This window comes from Microcoleus sp. MON2_D5 (genome assembly GCF_036701905.1).
Classification (GTDB): Bacteria; Cyanobacteriota; Cyanobacteriia; order Cyanobacteriales; family Microcoleaceae; genus Microcoleus.
Genome location: NZ_JAUBRM010000006.1, coordinates 91,759 through 112,242 on the forward strand (window position 1 = coordinate 91,759; position 20,484 = coordinate 112,242).

The window sequence follows — 20,484 nt, forward strand, 5'->3', positions numbered from 1 at the left end:
CATTCCCCATGCCGGATGCCCCATGCCCGATGCCCGATGCCCGATGCCCTATGCCCTATGCCCAAATCCTATTTCTGTTCTTCAGGAACAACTTTGGAAGCGATGAAACCCACCATTCTGTCTAAAATCAAACCGACGATTCCTACATAAAGCACTGCTAGAATTACTGCACTGAGTCGAGAACTGTTGTAAGAGTCCCAGATGAAGAAGCCGATGCCGACGCCGCCGACTAACATTTCGGCAGCTACGATCGCCAGCCAAGACAAACCGATGCCAATTCTCAAGCCAGTGAAGATGTAAGGAACTGAAGAAGGGAGCAGGATTTTCCAGAAGTATTTTTGGTTGGGGAGGCGCAATACGCGGGCGACGTTTCTGTAGTCTTGGGGTATTTGTTGAACGCCTACTGTGGTGTTAATTAGAATCGGCCATATTGCTGTAATTAAGATTACGAAAAGAGCTGAAACTTCGTTAGCTTTCATCCCCATGCCTTCAAAGGGATTGAACTGTTGAAATACAGCCAGGGCGATCGGCAGCCAAGCCAGGGGCGGGATAGTTCTGAATACTTGAAACAGCGGGTCTAAAGCATCGAACATTAAGGAGTTTGTGCCGATGAGGATGCCCAAACTGATGCCGAGAACTGCGGCCAAAGTAAAGCCGATCGCCACCCGCTGCAAGCTAGCCAAAATTTGCCAGAACAAGCCTTTGTCTGTACCGCCGTTGTCGAAGAAAGGATTGATAATCAGCTCCCAGGTTTCTTGGACAGCTTTGATTGGTCCCGGCAAGCTGGACTCGGGACTGTGGCAGAGGATTTGCCAGATTATGAGCAGAACTGTAATTGCTACCAGCGGGCGGATGATTTTTCGGCGGTTTTTTTGAACGTGATCCAGAACGAAATTTACTGGATTTTTGCTTTTAGTAACAGCGAGATTTGTTGCCATTTTTGTTTTTGCAGTTTTGTGAATAATCGATTATTTGTAGATACTTGGAACAGAGTTCAACTGGTTTTGCCCCTGGAACGAACCCTGCGTTTCACTCGAGCCAACACCGTCAATCTTAGGTATTTGTCAACTGTTAACAGTCAACAGTCAACAGTCAACAAACTAATTATGCTTTTTTGATGGCCAGACCCTTCAGATATTCTTCGGGTTTTTCTGGGTCAAACTTCACGCCGTCAAAGAAGGTTTCGACACCGCGAGAACTGGTAGCAGGAATTTGGGCTGCAGGAACGCCAAGTGCTGTCGCTGCTGCTTTCCAAATATCTTCGCGGTTAACTTTATCAACCGTGGCTTTGATGTCGGTAGTTGCCGGGATATAACCCCAGCGAATATTTTCAGTTAAGAACCAAGCATCGTGACTCTTGTAGGGATAAGAAGCATTATCAGCCCAGAATTTCATAGCTACTGGGCTGGCAGCTTCAATGCGGCCGGTACCGTAGTCAACTTGACCTTTAGAGCGACCGATAATATCTGCTACTGGAACTTTTAACCACTTATCTTGAGAGATGATTTGGCACATCTCATCGTGATTTTCTGCCTTGTCGCACCACTGCTGGGCTTCCAGTACGGCCATTGTAATTGCTTTAGCAGCTTTGGGGTTTTTCTCAACCCAATCTCCTCTTAAAGCTAAAGCTTTTTCTGGGTGGTCTTTCCAAAGTTCTCCGGTTAATAAGGCGGTGTATCCTACCTTTTGAGTAACGAGCTGAGCATTCCAAGGTTCGCCTACGCAAAAGGCTTCCATGCTGCCAGATTTCATGTTCGCTACCATTTGGGGCGGCGGTATGGGAATCACGGAAACATCTGTATCTGGATTAATACCGCCGGCTGCTAGCCAGTAGCGCATCCACAAGTCGTGGGTACCGCCGGGAAAAGTTATAGCAACAGGAACGTTTTGATTGCCAAAAGCTGCTTTCAGGGGTGCGCTGTCTGTACCTACTTTTAAATCTAGGTATTTTTTACTGAGGGAAATTGCTTGACCGTTAGTATTTAACCGCGCCACAATGTTCATCGGCACTGGCTGATTGCCTTTGGTAATAGTGCCTAATGTCATGTGGTAAGGCATCGGGGATAAAATGTGGGCTCCGTCAATGCCGCCTTTGTCGGAACCGAGTTCTAAGTTGTCGCGAGTAACTGGCCAAGATGCTTGTTTAGTAACTTGTACGTCTTTCATGCCGTACTTGGCAAATAACCCTTTTTCTTGGGCGATGATTAAGGGTGCTGAGTCGGTGAGGGCGATGAATCCGAGTTTGGCTGCGGTAACTTCTGGGGCGTCGGCAGGGTTGATGTTGACTGCTGGGGCGGCGCTGGGTGATGGGCCGCCGGCTGCGGGGGTGGCACTTCCGTTAGATGTGGTGGAACTGGAACTGCAACCGTGGGCTAGGAGGGTGCCGGCTGCTGTTGCTCCGGCGGTGATGATGAATTTTCTTCTCGAAAGGTTGCTCATTTGTCTTGAATTGTTGTTGTACTTTGAGATGGTGGAAATGTGAGATGTGAGATTAATTCGCGACCTCGGCATCGCATCTCACATTGTGAGTTTAGGCGTCGATCGTCACTCTGCCGATCGCCCGCGCGCTGCAAGTTAAAATGAACCCTGGTTCTAAGCCGGCGGCCGCTTCGGGGTGGCTGTCGTAGGCGGCAATATTACCTTCTAGGAGTTTCTGCTTACAAGTGCCACAAACTCCCTTTCGGCAATCGCTGTCAAGTTCGACCCCGGCCCGTTCGGCAACATCGAGAATGTACTCATCTTCGCTGCAAGCAACTTCTTTGCCCGATCGAGCGAAAATGACAGTAGATGTCTGAGGTTTGGGTGCCTGGGCTGCCTTTTCGCCCTCCTCAACCGTCAATTCCAGTTGCCGGTGCAGCACAGCTACATCCCCTGTAATCTCTTTGGGAACTGCCCCAAACTGCTCGACTAACAGTTGATGCAGCAGCGGTTTGAGGTCTTCGCAAGGGATGCCTTTTTGGACGCAAGCACCCAAATGAGCCTCTTTGCCAACTGTGCCTCCCATGTAAATGTCTACACCTTCGAGGGTTTTCCCGTTCTTGCGAACTTTTGTTCCCATCAAACCGATGTCTGCTACTTGGGGTTGACCGCAGGAATTGGGGCAACCCGTCCAGTGAATTCTCACAGGTTTGGGAAGTGAAAGTTCGACATCAAGTTCCTCAATCATTGCCACAGCGCGACTTTTGGTTTCGATGAGGGCGAAGTTGCAAAACTTGGCGCCGGTGCAGGAAACCAAGGCTCGCATCAGGGGTGCGGGATCGATCGAAAAACGCTGCAACAGCGGTTCTTTGACCAGCGATTCAATCCGCGAGTCGGGAACGTTGGGAATAATCACGTTTTCTTCCACAGTGAGCCTGAGCTCGCCGCTGCCGTAAACCTCGGCGATTCTGGCCAAATCGAACAAATCCGATGCCTGCAGCCGTCCGACTGGAACGTGCAGCCCTACATAGTTGAGCCCTGATTGTTTTTGGGGGTAGATGCCGATGTGGTCGCGTTTGTCCCAGGTGATTTCATCTTTGGGCGCGGCGGCGGGCAAAGTGCGACCTAATTCTTGTTCGACTTCGGCTCGGAATTGTTCGATTCCGAGTTCGTCAATTAGCCACATCAGTCGCGATTTTTGGCGGTTTGCTCTCGGGCCTCGATCGCGAAACACAGTTAAAATTGCTTTGCACAAATCTACAACGTCGCTGGGACTTGCCCATGCGTTGAGAGGAATTGCAGCTTCGCAGCGTTTGGCTGAGAAGAAGCCGCCGACTAAAACGTTAAAGCCGATGTTGCCGTCTTTGTAAGCGGGTACGAAGGCGATGTCGTTGATTTCTGCGTGGACTGAGTTGTCGCGGCAGCCTGCGATCGCAATATTAAACTTTCTCGGCAAATTTGAAAACGCGGGGTTGCCTTCGCCGCTGTTCGTAATCATGTCTTGGACTTCGTTCGCCAGTTCCCGCGTATCAATCAGTTCGTCGGCGTCCAGGCCCGCGACTGGGGAACCCGTGATGTTGCGTACGTTGTCCATGCCAGACTGGATGCTGGTCATGCCCGCTTCTTTGAGGCGGCGGAAGATGTCCGGCACGTCTTCGATGCGAATTCCGCGCAGTTGCAGGTTTTGTCTGGTGGTAATGTCGGCGCTGCCGTCGTCGCCGTAGCGCTGTACGATTTCTGCTAGGGTTCTCGTTTGATTGCTAGTGATGATGCCGTTGGGCAAGCGCAGCCGCATCATGAATTTGCCGGGAGTTACTGGCCGAAAGAAGATGCCGAGCCATTTGAGGCGGTGCTCGCGATCGGTTTCGTCCATTGCTTCCCAGCCGATCTCGGCGAAGTGGTCGAGTTCGGCTTTTAATGCTAAGCCATCTTTTTCGGCTTTGAGTTTTTCAAACTTGTTCAGGCTCGCTTGGGCTTTGGGTTCTATTGTTTGGGTCATCGGTTTACCCTCGCTGCTGGCTTGTGGGGAGGTATTGACTTGGAGCATAAAGTGTGTGTTTCCTGCTAACCTTAGTGACTGTATGAATTTAAAACTGTATATTTAGTTACTAGATCGAATTTCTTTTAAGCATGGTTGGTCTTCTGTAAACTTGAGTTTGACTGGGCGCTGGCTCGAACGTCGCCAAACTATTTATGGTTATAGTTGCTACCGATGATTGGGTCGATCGCTGCGTTTCGATGCACCTTTGTTATGAGCTAATGTAAAGCCCACGATTGTAAATATTCGTAGCTATTTTTACAAAATATTGAGTTTTATGAATATTTCGCATAGAGCTCATGCGTTTTATACATGGGAAATGGGTAAAGACGCCCACAAAACCGAAAAATCTCTCTAAATCTTTAGATTTAGGAGGAGAGAGGGGGAAATTGGAATATCTAAAATTAATTTTGTGACTGCGATCGCAGACTTAAAACGAGCTCGTCACACAATTACAACGGTCGCTGTCACACAGTTTGCCTCAAAACATCACCTTGTGTGCTATGCCAGCGTCACTATTAATTTTCGGAGAACGAGAGATGATATAAGCATCGAATTCAGGGAACATCTCATGTTTTTAGTTCAACTTATCCCCGGCGCTATTTCCGAAATGGTTGCCTCTGTTACGGAGACGGGTTGTTTGACTTTAGCCGATCGCTACGGCTTGATGGCCGCTGTGTTGGATGACTCTCTCGACGAGGAATACAGACATTCGATCAACCGCCTGCTGCGTTCTGTGATTAAGGGAAGAGTCAAGATAGTCAACGAACTGTCGGCGATATATTAACAGCATTTAAAAATTTGATTGATTTATGCACCGCTGCAAGTGCAGAAACCACCGGCCCATTTAGAAGGAACCCACGATGCCTGCAGCGGATGTAGCGCCGGAAGTTTCTTGGGTGTTCTAAAAACTGGCGCTCGCTATTGCCGTATAATTTTTTTTGATTATCCAATTCTCACTTTGTGCGGCACTTACAGAAAAAGTGCTGATTCACAGTTTTGACAATCTATTGAGAGCCTGTTGGGTGGAACGCTTATGGTAAAATTAGTAAAATTGTGGGCCATCGGCATTTGAGGAGTTTCAGGAATGAAGTCATCCCAACCAACGTAATTATGATTATTCCACAGCGCTGGAAATGAAAGACAATTTATGAAAATTATTAATCAAACAATCGAATTATTAATAGAATCGGGCATCGGCATCTACAACATCACGCCCACTTTTGTCAAAATTCGTTGGTAATTGATAAAAAATCAATTAAGTCGATCGGTCGGAAAAAATAATAATATCTTGTAGGGGCCAGTCAAGCCTAGATATTGACTCGCAGACAGTTTATTGCTGCACTCAACCGTCTAAACCCGGTAGTGGGTTTATTTGCACCTATACAGGATTTATGCAGCCCTACTTTATACTGTGCCTGCATAAATCCTGTATTTAGTTACTGCCCTTGGTTAGTTTTTTTAACCAATATAGTTGATATAATGCGATCGCCCGACCAAATTTTTAGCAATATTTTAATATTTTCAGGCGAAATATATGATTGACTGAAAATTAAAAACAGTCGAGCAAGCAGACTTGACAATTTAACAATGATTCCCAGGGAGCATTTTATGAAATCCATTGCTAAAAACAGCATCCACTGGACTTACTCAGTGGCTATTTTCTGTGCCCTTTTCGCAATACAGCAACAAAAAGCTACAGCAGCAACGCTATCTAACGGCTGGAATTATGCGATCGATTCTTTCAACGACGGCGTGACAGGGCCCCAAATCGGCGGCGGGGAATTTGAATTTTACGGCATCGCCATCAAAGAAACATCAGATACAGCTTTCATCGCCATCAACTCCAATCTAAGTTTAGCAGGATATGCCGACCCGCTAGCTGAAAGAGGCAACATCAACTACGGCGATTTATTCTTCAATTTTTCCGGTCAAAACTTCAATACAGCTAACGCAAACGGCAGCTTGTTTGGTATCCGCTTTGCTGCGGGAAATGACTCCGGCGTGGCGACAACAGGCGTTTACAGAAATGTTACAGCGAAAAACGTCACCCAAACTAACTCTGGCTTTAGCAATTTAAATCAATTCAATACGGTAGTGGCATCTCAAGGCGGAACCCCATCAATGGGCGATTTAGCGGCCACAGATCCCTATTTTCAACAAACAGGAAACTCGACTATTCTCAACTCAATAGCTACGGGTACAAAAGTAGGAGAAATCAATTTTTTAACGCCAGCAACTTTGAGTGTCCTCGGTCTTAATTTCGCTCAGTTTAATGCAGTAGGTTCTCAAACAATTGGATTCAGTTTTAATAAATCCTCCATGCCTTCGGGGAACTATATTGCTAACTTTTTGGCCGAGTGCGCTAACGATGCGATCGCTATTCAAGGATCGTTTGAGGCTGTACCCGAACCTTCTACTTGGTTTGGTACTTTACTAGGATTGAGCTTTTTAGGTATTGGCGCAGCAAAACGCAAAATTAAGCGCAAAGTTTCCTAATTTAGGTAGGGTGTGCATTAAGTACCTTACGAATAGCTGTTATGCACACCTTACGAATAGGCGTAGTGCCTCACAAATTGCAAACAGTAGAGTAGATTATGGAGAGATAAAATGGGCCCAAACATTCCCATCTGGCCCAGCAACTTGATTGACGTAACTGTAAGGATACATCAACTTTCTCCCCTCAGTATCGCTGTAACCAGTGAGTGCATCTCCCCAAGGATCTTGCACGATATAACCCTGAGAATTGTAGCCAATTACAGTAAGAATGTGACCGGCAGCAGTAAAATCTCCGGCTAAAACTACTGGCCGCCGATTTAGCAATTCCGATCGCACTTCGGCCCATGTGCGAGTCGTACTAAAACTCGTCTTAAACCCGTAGGCCTGAATCAGCGCCGAAAGCACACTGTGATCCGTTTGAGAACCCTGGCCGGCATAATCGAAACACCACTGCAACAACTCATCCTCCAACTGTCCGCCCCACTGAGAACGAAGGCCGTAATAATAAAGCACCATGGCGATCGAAGTTACGTTGCAAGTAGACCAGTCAAAACGCGGATTGTCCCGCTGCGAAAAATACGGCACGTTCAATTCCACATTGTTCGGAACCGGATCGAAAATTTTATCTCCCCGCTTGAACTGAACAAAACTAGGAAAAACATAACCTGTATTGCCAAAATTCGGCAGTTCTTCAGTCAGGGAAACTTTCAGGTGAGATGCTTCCGCCCCGTAGCTGTTCACGCCGTAAACTCGACCTAAAGGCAGCGTAGTTCTCTCGGTACTGCTCAGGCTAGCAGAATCTACCGGCCGTTTTTTAAACACAGTTGCTTGCAGGATTGTCATCGTCAAAGCACTGGTGTCATAGGGAACTTCTTTGCCGTCTTTTTTAATTTTAACGTCCTGCCAATAAATAAATCCGATATTGCCGAAACCGGGAATAGGTTGGGCGAGAGTTACTCGGAAATGCCCCAAAATGCAGGCATAACCAGTAATGGCATAGGTGCTGCCTAAAGTTATTTGAGCAACTTGATTTGCAGACAGTTTAGAGGCATCTTCTGGTTGAGCTTTAATCTGAGTTGTTTGAATTACCAAAAGTTGAGCGCTGACGTTGCTATTCGGTACGTCGGCGAGGTCAAATTTTAGGATTTGAGTACCTTTAGCCAACTGAACGTCGGGTTCGTAAAAATAGCCAAAAGTGCCGATCGGTGAAATTGCTGAATCCACAACCACCTTGAGATGCCCGTCAATAAATCCGTATCTGCTAACCGTCAAAGTCTGGCCTGCTTTGACAAGAACTTTTTGCTGATTGTTGAGTCGAGAAGAATCAAGCGGAGCTACCTTAAACAAAGTGTCAGAAACTATCTTTAAGGTCAAACCTTGTCCCACAGTTAGCGGATCGGAACTTACGGTAATGTAAATTATTTGGCTGCCAGTAACGTTGCCTTTGCTGTCAGTTGCCCGCAACCTGAGCCACCGAGCTCCCGCTACGCTAAATCCTTTAGACAAATTAACTTGCCAAGTGCTGGCTTCTTGGTTTAGGGTGACGCTTAGGGGAAATGTATCCTCAGCTATCACGTCAATTTTTGCTGCTTGTTGTCGGTCAAAAGTACCCCGAAGGACGATCGGCTGATTTACTAAAACTTCTGACGGCCCTTGATAAGTTAAATTCACAGCGGGATTAAAAGATTTACCACCGCGGCTGAATTGCACAAAATCGGGATAAATGAAACCCGTATTGCCAAATTGCGGCAAATTCTCGGTCAGCGAGACTTTTATGTGGCTTTGTTCGATCGAGAATCCGGCAATTCCGTAAATCATTCCCGCCGGCAAGGTAATTTTTTCTTGGGGTGGCAGGCTAGCGGCATTTATCGGCCGCTTTTTAAACACAGTCGTTTTGATGATTGTCATCGTAACTGCATTTCTATCATACTCAATTCCCCTGCCGTCTCGCAAAATTTGGACGTGCTGCCAGTACAGAAATCCCGAAGTTCCTAAATTAGGAACTGCCCGAGCAAAAGCGACTCGAAAATGGTTTTCCACGCAAGCGTAGCCGAGAATATTGAAAGTTTCTCCCAGGTTAAATTGTAATTTCTGAGTTGATCCTAAAGTTCCAGAATCTGTGGGGTTGAGCTTTAACCAGGTCTTTTTGATCACCCACAGTAACTGCATTCCAGGTGGCGGGGCCGGCAACTCGGCGCGATCGAATATGAGAATTTTTGCGCCTTTGGTTATAACTACGTGTTTTTCGTAGAAAAAGCCAGAGGTTCCCACCGGAGGAATTGGATTATTTAGTTGAACATTCAGGTGACCGTCTTCTAACTCGTAGTCCCTAATTTGATAAGTTTTACCTGCTGGTATTTCCGCTTTTTGCAGGTTGTTGAGATTGCTTGCGGGCAGTGTTCCGACTTTGAATGCGGTATCTCTGAGAGTAATTAACGTGAAGAATTGAGCGGGTGACTGAGAAGCAGGATTAACTTTGATGTTAATTGTTTGTTGGCCGATAACTTTGCCGGTCTTATCAGTTGCCTTCACCTGCAGTGTGCGAGTTCCTGCGCTATCGAATCCTTTTTCTAAACTGATGTGCCAAAAGCCTCTAGAGAGATTGATCCCCACATTCAGCGCATTTGAGCCTTCTGCTGCTGAAATTGCTGCCACTAGATTTTTGTCAAAACTGCCAACTAAGACAGTGGCTCTATTGGCCTCAATTTCTCGCGGGCCTAAGTAACTCAAAATAATGTTGTTGGTTGTCATTATATATCCCTCTACCTACTTAGTTATTCAGCTAAAGCAAGGATAACTTCTGATTTTATCAAACACAATGACCCTAACCAGGACAAAATCGCCCCTAGATTCAGCCTACGGGCGGTTAATGCCTTTTCCAGTAAAGTTTTTAATTATTGGCGGGAGTTGCGTCACAAATCTAACTTTAGACGTACCATAAGCACATTAAGCGAATATATGCCTGGTTGAGCGGATTTGTGGTGCAAGTTTTGAGGGAAGGGATTTAGTTCGAGTAGGTTGCTTCCCCCTGTATCCTTGACCCCTCACTTGCTGAGTCAGGACTTACGAAAAAAACCCGGTTCCTACCAGAATATTGCTTATAGCAACGAGGCATCTAGGAAGAAACCGGGTTTTTAGCCGTTTGGTGCATCCAGGAAGGTTAGTGCGATCGGCTAAAATTCGACTAAACTATGGTGACAAGAATATCTTGAGCGTGAGAGTCAACTTTCATGGTTTCGCCCTCATAAACTTGAATGATTTTGCCGGTACCGTCGATGACGAAAGTAACGCGCTTGGCATAATCGCCTTTTTCGACATCGTAAGCTTTGGTAATCGTGCCATCAACATCTGCTAATAGCTGGAAAGGCAAACCGTATTTTTCTGTGAACTTTTGGTGCGATTCCTCGTTGTCTCGGCTGACACCGAGAATTACAAGATCTTTGCCCTTGTATTCTTCATAAGCTGCTTTGAAGCTTTGGGCTTGTCTTGTGCAACCGGGGGTGTCATCTTTAGGGTAGAAATACAAGATGACGGTTTTACCGGTGAAGTCGGAGAGGGAGACGGTGTTGCCGTTTGTGTCTTTGGCGGTAAACTGAGGGGCAGCGCACCCAACTGGTAATGTCATAGTTTTGTTTTTCTTGAGATTTATAATTGTAGTTTAATTGATTTTGGGCGGGCTAGGAGCAACGGCCCACAAGAAAATTTATTCTTTGTGGAACAGGCCGGAAAGCCTGTTCATGATATTTAATTAAACTTCAGTAGGTTGTTTGTGGGACTCTAGCCAGCGATCGTAAGCTGTTCGATCGCCTCCTTTATGAATCAATGGTTACGGGCGATCGCTCATATTGCTTGAGTGGAGTATTTTCTATTGGTTTGTAAGCGCAATAGCAAATACAAATTGAGTCAAACTCTGCACCATAGGGGGCGGGAATTTCAGGAGTGTATTCGTGAACTTTCACAACTTCCCAGCCACTGTCTCTGAAATGAGTTGATGCACTGGGAAACATTGGATCGATCGCACTTGGGACAACCACGCTTTCGGTTAAACGATAGCCCGGTGCTGGGGATGGCTTACCACTAGAGTCATAATGCTCGGCTATTGTCCAAATCGATGACTTAACCGATCCGGCATTAGCTACTCGGTAAAAGCTTTCTCCTACTTTTGTTTCCGTGAGTGAACGGTATTTTTCCAGTTCGCCTTTGTCTGCCCTGAAAATAATGTATTTACGCATTTTCTTTTTTCTCCTTCAGGTAATCACCTTGACCTGCCGGTGATTGCGTGTTAGATTATCGGTGTGTTTTCCTGATTGATCGATGCGAGTAAAATTAATTTACCAGATCAAATATGATTGATTTCTACACTGTGATTATCAGAAAAAGTGCGGATTATTGGGTTTCATTGTGTTTAGAAAATGGATTGGTGGGACAAGGCAATACTCCCGAACAATCTATTGATAAACTCAAACAAGCTATTGAGTCATTTTCCGAAGTATATGAATCAGAGCCTGATGTTTATCTCAGCCCTCTTTCTATCAATGAATTACACGAGTTTCTGACTTTAGAAGATGCAGAAGCCTCAGACACTTATGAATTAAGGAAAGTTTATGCCTAAAAACCTTCCATCTTTAAAGCCTAAAGCATTAATTAAGATTTTAGAACAAAACGGATGTCAGTTTTACCGAGAGGGGAAAGGGGATCATTGTTTGTATATGCGTGAAATTGAAGGCATAAAAAGGATTGTTCCGATTGATATGGGTGCTGGGGAAATGTCACCAGCTTATGTGTTGCGGATTTTCAGGCAATTTGGGTTTACAGATCCAGAAATTGAGGGGATGATTAGTTAAGTCCGCATTAATATGCTCCCTGGTTGGCTATTTCAACATTTGGAGTATAGCCTTTGCAACTCAGAAAAGCGATCGCCTAAAATGGCTTTTACAGCCAAACTCGTCTAACCTGTCCTAAAATATAAGAGAGCTCCTATATTAATTCCCTACCATGTCGATCGCAGTCATTAAAGAACATATCGAAATCACCCCAGGAATCTGTGGGGGAAAACCCCGTATCGCCGGACATCGCATCCGAGTTCAGGATATAGTTGTTTGGCACGAACAAATGGGAATGTCACCAGACGAAATTCTGTATCACTATCCGAGTATTACTTTATCTGATATCTATGCAGCTTTAGCCTATTATCACGATCGTCGAGATGAAATTCGCTCCGCAATCGAAGCAGATGCAGAATTTGCCAGCCAATTGAAAGCTCAAACCCCATCGCTATTGCAACAAAAATTAAAAAATCGTTTGTAATGAATTCACTGGGATTTTATACAACAGGTGGCAAACAGGGAGCGATAACCGGTAATCCCTCAGTTTCTCGCTGTGCAACTTCAAAATTTAATTCTAATAGAAACTTTAAGGGGTCTTGGTTGGCTTTGATACCGTAGGCTTTGCAAACGAGTTGGTCTAATTGGGCATGGAGTTTGGCAAGTTGGCTGGCGGGTTCATCAAAAAATTGGTTGTATAGTTGGGTAATGCCGCACTGTTTGCGCTCCATATACTCGGTGCGGTAGTCATGGAGAACCTGCATGGCTGCTCGAATTTCAGTTTTGGTTTTTTCTGGGCAATTTTGGGGAAAGGGAAATGTTTCAAAACAAGTGCTGTTAGTGTAACGTGTATCCGCTTTAAGGGTTGAGCTTTGCGCTTTGACCCATTGGCGATGTAGATTTGAAGTTAGGATACCAAGAACATAAAAGTCATCTGAAACTACTGCTCGCACAGCATTACCTGGAAGCCAACTATAGCAAGTCTATTTGAGTCATGAATGTAGAACCACGTGAAACGCTGGCGATCATTGAATCGATTGTTTACAAATCAAATGGTTTTGCTATAGACGGACAAACTGCATAAATTGCCCACTTTGAAGTTTCTGGTACTGCAAAGTAGCACGATAGGGAGATCAGCTCTTTTTTTAAAGCAGGTCTACTTTCACCATGTCTCCACCAATTATTTTTATAAGTATCTCTACGATTTTTGTCTCTTTCAGGTTTAACTGTTAGTTTTAAGTGTTCAAAAGGAAGTGTATAGTTACTAGCATCTTCAATACTCATATTATAAAAATCAATAATCCAGCGATCGGGTAAGCAGTTAGAGTTTTTTGTTAAATTATCACCTGTCGAAAAAAGCTTAAGAACTTCTTGATTAATGGGGTTGATACCAATCCCAGCTTTAACCTGTTGCTTAGTAACTATAAATCCTTTACCAATTGGAGTGACACCTTGAAAGCACCAGTTAAGATTTGCCTTCAGTCGCACTGCTTGAGAAACGTCAACCTCGGCTTTCAGAGAAGAGTTAATATTTGAGACAATTGTGTGATCGATACGGTAGGTTAATTCTTGAGCGTCAGAGGTTTTGAGCCAGTTGATAATACTGATATGTACTTTAGCTTCACCAGACCAAGGTTGTGTGGAGATGGCATCGTAAATGCAGCCGCCATTTTGGGCGATGTAATCTAGGGCAGCTTTACGACTTTTACCCTGAGAAATGGAATTGGTGGCGACTAAACCAGCGCGGCAATTTTCTCCTAAATGTTGATGGGCAAGACGGAACCAATAGGTGCAAAAATCCACAGAATCTTTTACTTCTGGAAATTTAGCAAAGATGCGATCGATATATTCATCACCCAAAACCAAGCGCATCTGCTTACCACCCAAAAATGGAGGATTCCCAATAATTACATCAACTTGTTCCCACTCGCAAAACAGGGCATCATCACGGCGGATATTGCGATCAAGATTATCCAAAGGTAATGCCCGATCGAGTTCCAGTGGCAGGTTCATTTGTACGACATTAAGCAACTGGTTTTCTTCATCTAAAGCTAACTTTTTAGCAAGCATCAGCGTCACTTTTGCCAATTCCACAGCAAAGGGTTTGATATCAATGCCGTAAAACTGGCTTGTCTTCACCAGGGACATCGTACCAATGGCATTAGCAGCACGAGAGAAATTCTCATGAATCTTGGTTAGCAATTGTGCCTCTAGCCGCTTCAGTTCCCGATAAGCAACATAGAGAAAATTACCGCTGCCACAGGCAGGATCGAGCACTTTAAAATCGAGCAATTCTTGCCGCAGTGCCAACAAATCTTTCAGCGTCTTCGCAGCTTCAATCCGTTCTCGCCACGGGCGTATAATCGTAGGCAAAACCACTTTTTGAATGTCGGCCTCGCTGGTATAATGAGCACCCAAGGCATGACGTTCCTCTTTGCCCATACTGGACTCAAACAATGCACCAAAAATCGCCGGTTCTACCTTAGACCACCGTTCCTTTGCTGCCTCCAATAGCAGATCGATTTCGCTGCGAGTCAGGGCGATGGGTTCCACAACTGAAAAAATACCGCCATTAAAATATGATACATCCCGATAGCGGCTGTCTTTAGGTGCGGGGCGCTCGCTCCCCATTTGCCGAAACAATCCCCCAATCAAGTCGTAGGAACTGACTCGATTCATCTGGCAATCACCTAAAAACTGGGTGAATAAACCGCGTGGCAACAAATCGATATCTTCAGCAAATAATGCTACTACACACTGAAGGATAAATCTTTGAGCCGTTTCTACTTTTTCGCCACGCTCTACTAACCGATTGAAAACTAGAGCAACTTTGTCAGCGGCAGTTCGCGTTACATCAATTTGGTTGTTATTGAATAAAGGCTGGCGATTTTCTGGAAAAAGAAAGTTAAAGGCTGTGAAGCGATGCGGTAACTCTTGCAGATTTACGCGGTCTACAGGTTCGCGCAGTTGTAAATCGAAGTCATAAATCCAAAATTCATAAAAGTTGCAAAGAACCACATATTTTGGACGTTGTGGCACCAGTTCCAGCCAGTATTCAAAAGCTTGTTGATAGTGTTTTTCCAGTTTTTCGCCCCGTTTTTTCATCTCCAGCAACAACCGGGGTCGCCACAGCAAATCAGCAAATTTAGTAGTTTTGCCTTTCGCCTTTACCCGAAATTCTAGTTCGGCTCCCGCTTCCTTGTAGCCCGCATGACCGAATGCCTGAAACAGGCGATCACAGAATACCTGAGCTTCCCCTTTCTCGTCTCCCTTCAAAGTACCAACGTATTCAACAAACTTGTTGATATTATTTAGTGTATCGGTCATAATAAGTCCCTACCTGTTAGGACACGGCATTGCCGTGTCCCTACCTATATCTGTAACAATTAAAAATATAGTACCTATTCAGAGGTTCTCTCAATGACTTTTATCCCATCCGAAGCATTTAAATCTATTAGTTATCCCAGCCGCACTGTCAAAAGAGCCGATCGCGCCGTTCGCTGTTCCCCTTTTCAATTACACTTCTTCCAGACCATCCGCGATAACAGTGTTTTCCTAAGTGCGATCGCCTCAAATTCCGGTGTCGAAAGTGGCTACACCCGATCGCCCGTATCCGAACTCGTAGCCGAAAACTCCCTACTGTGGCTGATCCAAGTCGGCGTGTTGCGGCGGGAAGTAGACGGACAAGGGATTACCGACAGTTTTCGCCTCACGCCCCTGGGCCGCCAACTCGTGGAAAAATGGGAACAGGAAGGACAGGGAGTGCCGGCCGCGTCATTGTGCGATCGTATGGGAAATGCCGTCAGCCGCGGGTTCGGACTATTTCTATGACCTTTTCTCGCTTGCTACAGTCCGACAGGGAATGAATTCCCTGTCTCATAGCTAAAGTCGGTTAAAACCGACTGCAAGTCTCAATTTAACTCGATGTTGAGTTTCGCATTGCACGTTAATCAACCTCCTCAGTCCTCTTGCAGAGGACTTGCGCTATGAGACAGGGATTTCAATCCCTGTCGGACTCGCCGTCAAACGAGTTAGACCGCGATCGCACTTGAGTTTCTTAGAAGGACTGGGGTGTGTTTTCTTTCGCGGAGAATCCCACAAGCAAATTTATGCTTTTTTGTGGAACAGGTCGGAAAGCCTGTTCTTAAAAATGGTGCAAGATGTGAGTATAAATTAAATTCGCGATCGCTTAACTAATACAAATTAAACTTAAATCAAATAAAAATAATGGTTCAAACCGCTTCTAAACCTTTGAGTCTCGATGAATTTCTCCAACTGTCGGAGACCAAACCCGCTAGCGAATTCATCGACGGTCAAATTATCCAGAAACCTATACCCCAAGGAAAACACAGCACAATTCAAAGCGATTTGGGTGCTGACATCAACCGGGTACTCAAACCCCAACGCATCGCCCGCGCTTATCCAGAATTGCGCTGTACCTTTGGCGGTCGATCGACAGTACCCGATCTTGCAGTCTTTACCTGGGAACGCATTCCCCGCGACGAAAACGGGGAAGTAGCCAACACTTTCGCCATCGCCCCCGACTGGACAATCGAAATTCTTTCCCCCGACCAAAGTCAAACTAAAGTCGTCCGCAACATTCTCCACAGTCTCGCCCACGGGACTCAGATGGGCTGGCTGATTGACCCGGAAGAAGAAGTGGTATTTGTCTATTTTGCCGATCGCACCATAGCAGTTTTTGAAGAACCGGGCGATCGCATCCCCCTTCCAACCTTTGCCGAATCCTTTAATCTCACCGTCGGTGAAATGTTCAGTTGGCTGACTCAGTAGCGCCACCTCGGTTTATGAATGATTTAACCGCAGAGGGCGCAGAGGGCGCGGAGGAGGGAGAAGAGAGATCGCCCTACGGATTTGCTCCGATCAAATGTGCGGTCGATCGCTTATACTAAAATATCTGGTTGTCAGCTCTTCAATGACGAGAGATGACTAAAGTTGTCACTACAAACTTAATTATGATTATTTAACCGGACTTGATATCATCTTTCAAATAACCGCTAACTACTAACAACTAACTACATAAAACGTTTCTCAAAAATGGAAGCTAAATCTTACAAAGACACGGTAAATCTGCCCAAAACCAAGTTTGATATGCGCGCCAACGCCACCAAACGGGAACCAGAATTGCAACAATTTTGGGCTGATCAAGAAATCTACGATCGCCTCTCGGAAAATAACCCAGGCGACTTGTTCATCCTGCACGACGGGCCCCCCTACGCCAACGGACAACTCCACATCGGCCACGCCCTCAACAAAATCCTTAAAGACTTTATCAACCGCTACCAAATGCTGCGCGGCAAAAAAGTCCGCTACGTGCCCGGTTGGGATTGTCACGGATTGCCGATCGAACTTAAAGTATTGCAAAACATGAAATCGGAGGAGCGGCTAAATCTTACCCCGATCGAACTCCGCCAGAAAGCCGCCACCTTCGCGCAGCAAACAATGGAACAGCAGCGCGAATCCTTCCAACGCTACGGCGTTTGGGGCGACTGGAAACACCCGTATTTAACCATGAAACCCGAATACGAAGCCGCTCAAATCGGCGTTTTCGGTCAAATGGTGCTCAAAGGCTACATCTACCGCGGCTTCAAACCTGTTCACTGGAGCCCGAGCTCGAAAACAGCCCTCGCCGAAGCGGAATTGGAATATCCCGAAGGCCACACGTCGCGCAGCATCTACGTCGGCTTCCATGTGAAAAAATTGTCAAAATCCTTGCAACAGAAGCTCAAACGCTATATGCCGAGCCTCTGGGCGGCGATTTGGACGACTACCCCCTGGACGATTCCGGCCAACTTGGCGATCGCAGTTAATCCCGAACTGACTTATGCGGTGGTGGAACCGCCGGCAAATTCCCACATCGCACAACAATTTATGTTAGTAGCTGTCGATGCGGTCGATCGGCTGTCGGCAACTTTTAACACTCAATTAAAAATACTCGCCACCTTCAAAGGCAAAGAATTAGAAGGTTGCAGTTACAAACACCCGCTGTTCGATCGTGAAAGTCCAATTGTTGCCGGCGGTGACTACATTACCGCCGATTCAGGAACCGGATTAGTGCACACCGCACCCGGCCACGGACAAGAAGACTTTATCGTCGGAAAACGCTGCGGTTTGCCAGTTTTAACGCCCGTAGACGAGAACGGAAATTTCACCGCAGAAGCAGGACAGTTTGTAGGTTTAAATGTCCTCGGAAACGGCAATGCCGCAGTCATTGATGCCCTTGCCGAAGCAAATTGTTTGATTAAAGAAGAAAGTTACGCTCACTCTTATCCTTACGATTGGCGCACGAAAAAGCCGACTATTTTTCGGGCGACGGAACAGTGGTTTGCTTCCGTTGAAGGGTTCCGAGATGAAGCCTTAAAAGCGATCGCCGAGGTGAATTGGATTCCCGCCCAAGGGGAAAATCGGATTACTGCAATGGTGGGCGATCGATCGGATTGGTGTATTTCTCGTCAGCGGACTTGGGGCGTTCCCATTCCCGTATTCTACGACGAAGAAACCAACGAACCGCTGTTAAATGAAGAAACGATCGCCCACGTGCAAGCCCTTTTTGCCGAGAAAGGTTCGGATGCTTGGTGGGAATTGTCGATCGATGAATTGCTGCCGGAATCTTACCGCAATAACGGCCGCACTTACCGCAAGGGAACCGACACGATGGATGTGTGGTTTGACTCGGGTTCTTCCTGGGCCGCAGTTGCCCAAGGTCGATCGGAATTAAACTATCCTGCTGATATCTATTTGGAAGGTTCAGACCAGCATCGCGGCTGGTTTCAATCGAGTTTGCTTACCAGTGTAGCAACAAACGGCGTTGCTCCTTACAAAACAGTTTTGACTCACGGTTTTGTGCTAGATGAAAAAGGCCGGAAGATGAGCAAATCTGAAGGCAATGTCGTCGATCCAGCAGCCGTAATTAAGGAATATGGAGCCGATGTTTTGCGGTTGTGGGTGTCTTCGGTAGACTACTCGGCAGACGTGCCTTTGGGCAAAAACATTCTCAAACAGCAGTCGGATGTTTACCGCAAAATTCGCAATACAGCTAAGTTTTTGCTGGGCAATTTGCACGACTTCGACCCGGCAAAAGATGGCGTTGCTTACGAGGAATTGCCGGAACTCGATCGCTATATGCTGCACAGAATGGGCGAGGTTTTTGCGGAAGTTCAAGATGCTTTTGAAAGCTTCCAATTTTCCCGATTTTTTCAAACTGTGCAGAATTTCTGCACGGTGGATTTGTCGAATTTTTACTTGGATATTGCCAAAGACAGACTTTACATCAGCGCGACAGATACCCTTCGCCGCCGCAGTTGTCAGACGGTGATTGCAATTGCTGTGGAGAATTTAGCAAGGGCGATCGCACCTGTTTTGTGTCACATGGCTGAGGATATTTGGCAGTACCTTCCCTATCCGACTCCGTACAAGTCGGTGTTTGAAGCCGGCTGGGTGCAAATTGATGCTTCATGGCACAATCCAGAATTGGCTACTCGCTGGCAGTATTTGCGACAAGTGCGCGGCGAAGTTAACAAGGTTTTGGAAAAAGCCCGGATGGAAAAGGCGATCGGTTCTTCTTTGGAAGCTAAGGTTTTGCTGTACGTTCCCGATGTGGAAAAAAGACAGCAATTGCAAGCTTTGAATCCCAGCAGCGAAGAATTGGTGGATTATGTGCGATCGCAAAATTCAGTCATCGAGTTAGCAGCAGAGGAGAAAGCAAAAGCAGCACAAGATCGACAGGAAGAACAAGCGGCAAAAGTTGCCAAAGTCTTGACAGAAAACACAATTTATGTTGAGGGGAAAAAGATCGCAGAAAAGGGCGATCGGCCTTCTCAGATAGTAGAGTATTCGGTCCCGGAACTGCCGGCTTCAGATTCTGGGCCAATCTTAGATCGAGCCGCCGAGTTGGTGGCTAATTTGCCTGAATACGCGGGCAAGTTTTTCACAGAATACCAAAAAGCGCTGGTAACACTTGGGCTGTTAGCCTCTGTGTTGATAACGGGCAGAGTAACGCTGGCGATTTTGGATACGATTAATCAGATTCCGATGTTGGGAGGCTTGTTGGAAGTCATCGGCATCTTATTTACAATCTGGTTTGCTTTCCGTCACTTGCTGTTTGCCGCCAACCGTCAACAACTGGCTCAAAAGATTGATTTTATGACAGCAGATGTGGTGGGGCGGACAAGCGGGCTTGTGCTTGTAGAAACACAGGCGATCGTACTCGCACCGCCCCTAGAGACAGCGCTTGTGCTTGTAGAAGAAACACAGGCGGCGATCGTACAAACAGCCCCAGTAGAAACGGCGCTTGTAGAAACACCCCAAATCCCGGAAGCAGAATTAGTTGCGATAGAGCCCAAACCTGAAATTCCTGCTTCCATAGCTGTAACGCACGATTCTACAATGACAGGCAAGGGTGTAGACGAACTGCGGTATTTGTTCATTACTTCGCAAGTGGAACTGGTAGAATCGAATGCAATCATGCAAGAATTGCCGTACAGTTATCAGTCTCCTGAGTTGGCGATTGGTGTAGTGAAAGCAGACGGGGAAAAGTGCGATCGCTGCTGGAATTACTCGACTCACGTCAGCGAGTCGATCGAACATCCGCTAATTTGCGAACGCTGCGTTTCAGCAGTAGACCACAAATTCTAACGTAGGCTGCGCTTCGGGAAAAATTCTTGAGTTTGTGGTAGGCACATTCAGCCC

16 protein-coding genes and 2 pseudogenes are annotated in these 20,484 nt (G+C 46.2%); 8 read left to right on the top strand and 10 right to left on the bottom strand.

All coding sequences use genetic code 11. From position 1 onward, the window contains the following. Positions 1-68: 68 nt before the first annotated feature. From ntrB to QUA47_RS03850, 4 genes and pseudogenes are all read right to left on the bottom strand, one after another. Positions 69-938, bottom strand: coding sequence for a nitrate ABC transporter permease (gene ntrB, locus QUA47_RS03835; protein WP_333214635.1), 870 nt, complete (start codon positions 936-938; stop codon positions 69-71). A 166-nt stretch (positions 939-1,104) separates the two neighbouring features. After that, a complete protein-coding gene (locus tag QUA47_RS03840) occupies positions 1,105-2,439 on the bottom strand; it encodes a CmpA/NrtA family ABC transporter substrate-binding protein (RefSeq protein ID WP_333286415.1) in 1,335 nt (444 codons plus the stop codon). A 91-nt stretch (positions 2,440-2,530) separates the two neighbouring features. Continuing rightward, positions 2,531-2,860, bottom strand: a complete 330-nt coding sequence (locus tag QUA47_RS03845) for a 2Fe-2S iron-sulfur cluster binding domain-containing protein (protein ID WP_333286468.1) — start codon at positions 2,858-2,860, stop codon at positions 2,531-2,533. Between the two features lie 18 nt (positions 2,861-2,878). Next, a pseudogene (locus QUA47_RS03850) lies at positions 2,879-4,417 on the bottom strand (ferredoxin--nitrite reductase); the annotation flags it as partial. A gap of 610 nt (positions 4,418-5,027) precedes the next feature. Between QUA47_RS03850 and QUA47_RS03855 the strand changes: the two are divergent. Beyond that, complete coding sequence (locus QUA47_RS03855) at positions 5,028-5,243, top strand: hypothetical protein (protein ID WP_333429782.1); 216 nt, start codon at positions 5,028-5,030, stop codon at positions 5,241-5,243. Between the two features lie 824 nt (positions 5,244-6,067). Further along, a complete protein-coding gene (locus QUA47_RS03860) occupies positions 6,068-6,955 on the top strand; it encodes a PEP-CTERM sorting domain-containing protein (RefSeq protein ID WP_333429783.1) in 888 nt (295 codons plus the stop codon). Between the two features lie 96 nt (positions 6,956-7,051). Here QUA47_RS03860 and QUA47_RS03865 read toward each other — a convergent pair whose 3' ends face one another. The 3 genes from QUA47_RS03865 to QUA47_RS03875 form a co-directional block, all read right to left on the bottom strand. Further along, positions 7,052-9,706 carry a C39 family peptidase gene (locus tag QUA47_RS03865; protein WP_333429784.1) on the bottom strand — a complete coding sequence of 885 codons (2,655 nt, stop codon included), beginning with the start codon at positions 9,704-9,706 and terminating at the stop codon, positions 7,052-7,054. Positions 9,707-10,139: 433 nt separating this feature from the next. Next, positions 10,140-10,580, bottom strand: a complete 441-nt coding sequence (locus QUA47_RS03870) for a peroxiredoxin (RefSeq protein ID WP_006632849.1) — start codon at positions 10,578-10,580, stop codon at positions 10,140-10,142. 187 nt (positions 10,581-10,767) lie between these two features. Next, a complete protein-coding gene (locus QUA47_RS03875; RefSeq protein WP_333429785.1) occupies positions 10,768-11,187 on the bottom strand; it encodes a hypothetical protein in 420 nt (139 codons plus the stop codon). A gap of 113 nt (positions 11,188-11,300) precedes the next feature. Here QUA47_RS03875 and QUA47_RS03880 point away from each other — a divergent pair, with 113 nt between their 5' ends. From QUA47_RS03880 to QUA47_RS03890, 3 genes are all read left to right on the top strand, one after another. After that, positions 11,301-11,567, top strand: coding sequence for a type II toxin-antitoxin system HicB family antitoxin (locus QUA47_RS03880; RefSeq protein ID WP_333201273.1), 267 nt, complete (start codon positions 11,301-11,303; stop codon positions 11,565-11,567). Next, positions 11,560-11,799 carry a type II toxin-antitoxin system HicA family toxin gene (locus QUA47_RS03885; protein WP_333429786.1) on the top strand — a complete coding sequence of 80 codons (240 nt, stop codon included), beginning with the start codon at positions 11,560-11,562 and terminating at the stop codon, positions 11,797-11,799. The genes QUA47_RS03880 and QUA47_RS03885 overlap by 8 nt, the downstream gene beginning before the upstream one ends. A gap of 151 nt (positions 11,800-11,950) precedes the next feature. Continuing rightward, positions 11,951-12,262 carry a DUF433 domain-containing protein gene (locus tag QUA47_RS03890; protein WP_333429787.1) on the top strand — a complete coding sequence of 104 codons (312 nt, stop codon included), beginning with the start codon at positions 11,951-11,953 and terminating at the stop codon, positions 12,260-12,262. Positions 12,263-12,278: 16 nt separating this feature from the next. Here QUA47_RS03890 and QUA47_RS03895 read toward each other — a convergent pair whose 3' ends face one another. The 3 genes and pseudogenes from QUA47_RS03895 to QUA47_RS03905 form a co-directional block, all read right to left on the bottom strand. After that, positions 12,279-12,542 carry a hypothetical protein gene (locus tag QUA47_RS03895; RefSeq protein ID WP_333429808.1) on the bottom strand — a complete coding sequence of 88 codons (264 nt, stop codon included), beginning with the start codon at positions 12,540-12,542 and terminating at the stop codon, positions 12,279-12,281. A gap of 99 nt (positions 12,543-12,641) precedes the next feature. Then, positions 12,642-12,731, bottom strand: a pseudogene (locus tag QUA47_RS03900) (hypothetical protein); the annotation flags it as partial. Positions 12,732-12,819: 88 nt separating this feature from the next. Then, positions 12,820-15,105: a DNA methyltransferase gene (locus QUA47_RS03905; RefSeq protein WP_333429788.1), complete on the bottom strand. Its 2,286-nt coding sequence runs from the start codon at positions 15,103-15,105 to the stop codon at positions 12,820-12,822. A gap of 93 nt (positions 15,106-15,198) precedes the next feature. Between QUA47_RS03905 and QUA47_RS03910 the strand changes: the two genes are divergently transcribed. From QUA47_RS03910 to ileS, 3 genes are all read left to right on the top strand, one after another. After that, a complete protein-coding gene (locus QUA47_RS03910) occupies positions 15,199-15,609 on the top strand; it encodes an Npun_F0494 family protein (RefSeq protein WP_333429789.1) in 411 nt (136 codons plus the stop codon). A gap of 396 nt (positions 15,610-16,005) precedes the next feature. Next, the gene (locus QUA47_RS03915) at positions 16,006-16,569 is read left to right on the top strand and encodes a Uma2 family endonuclease (RefSeq protein WP_333429790.1); all 564 of its coding nucleotides are present in this window, start codon (positions 16,006-16,008) and stop codon (positions 16,567-16,569) included. A gap of 264 nt (positions 16,570-16,833) precedes the next feature. After that, positions 16,834-20,430: an isoleucine--tRNA ligase gene (gene ileS / locus QUA47_RS03920; RefSeq protein WP_333429791.1), complete on the top strand. Its 3,597-nt coding sequence runs from the start codon at positions 16,834-16,836 to the stop codon at positions 20,428-20,430. The last annotated feature ends 54 nt before the right edge of the window (positions 20,431-20,484 follow it).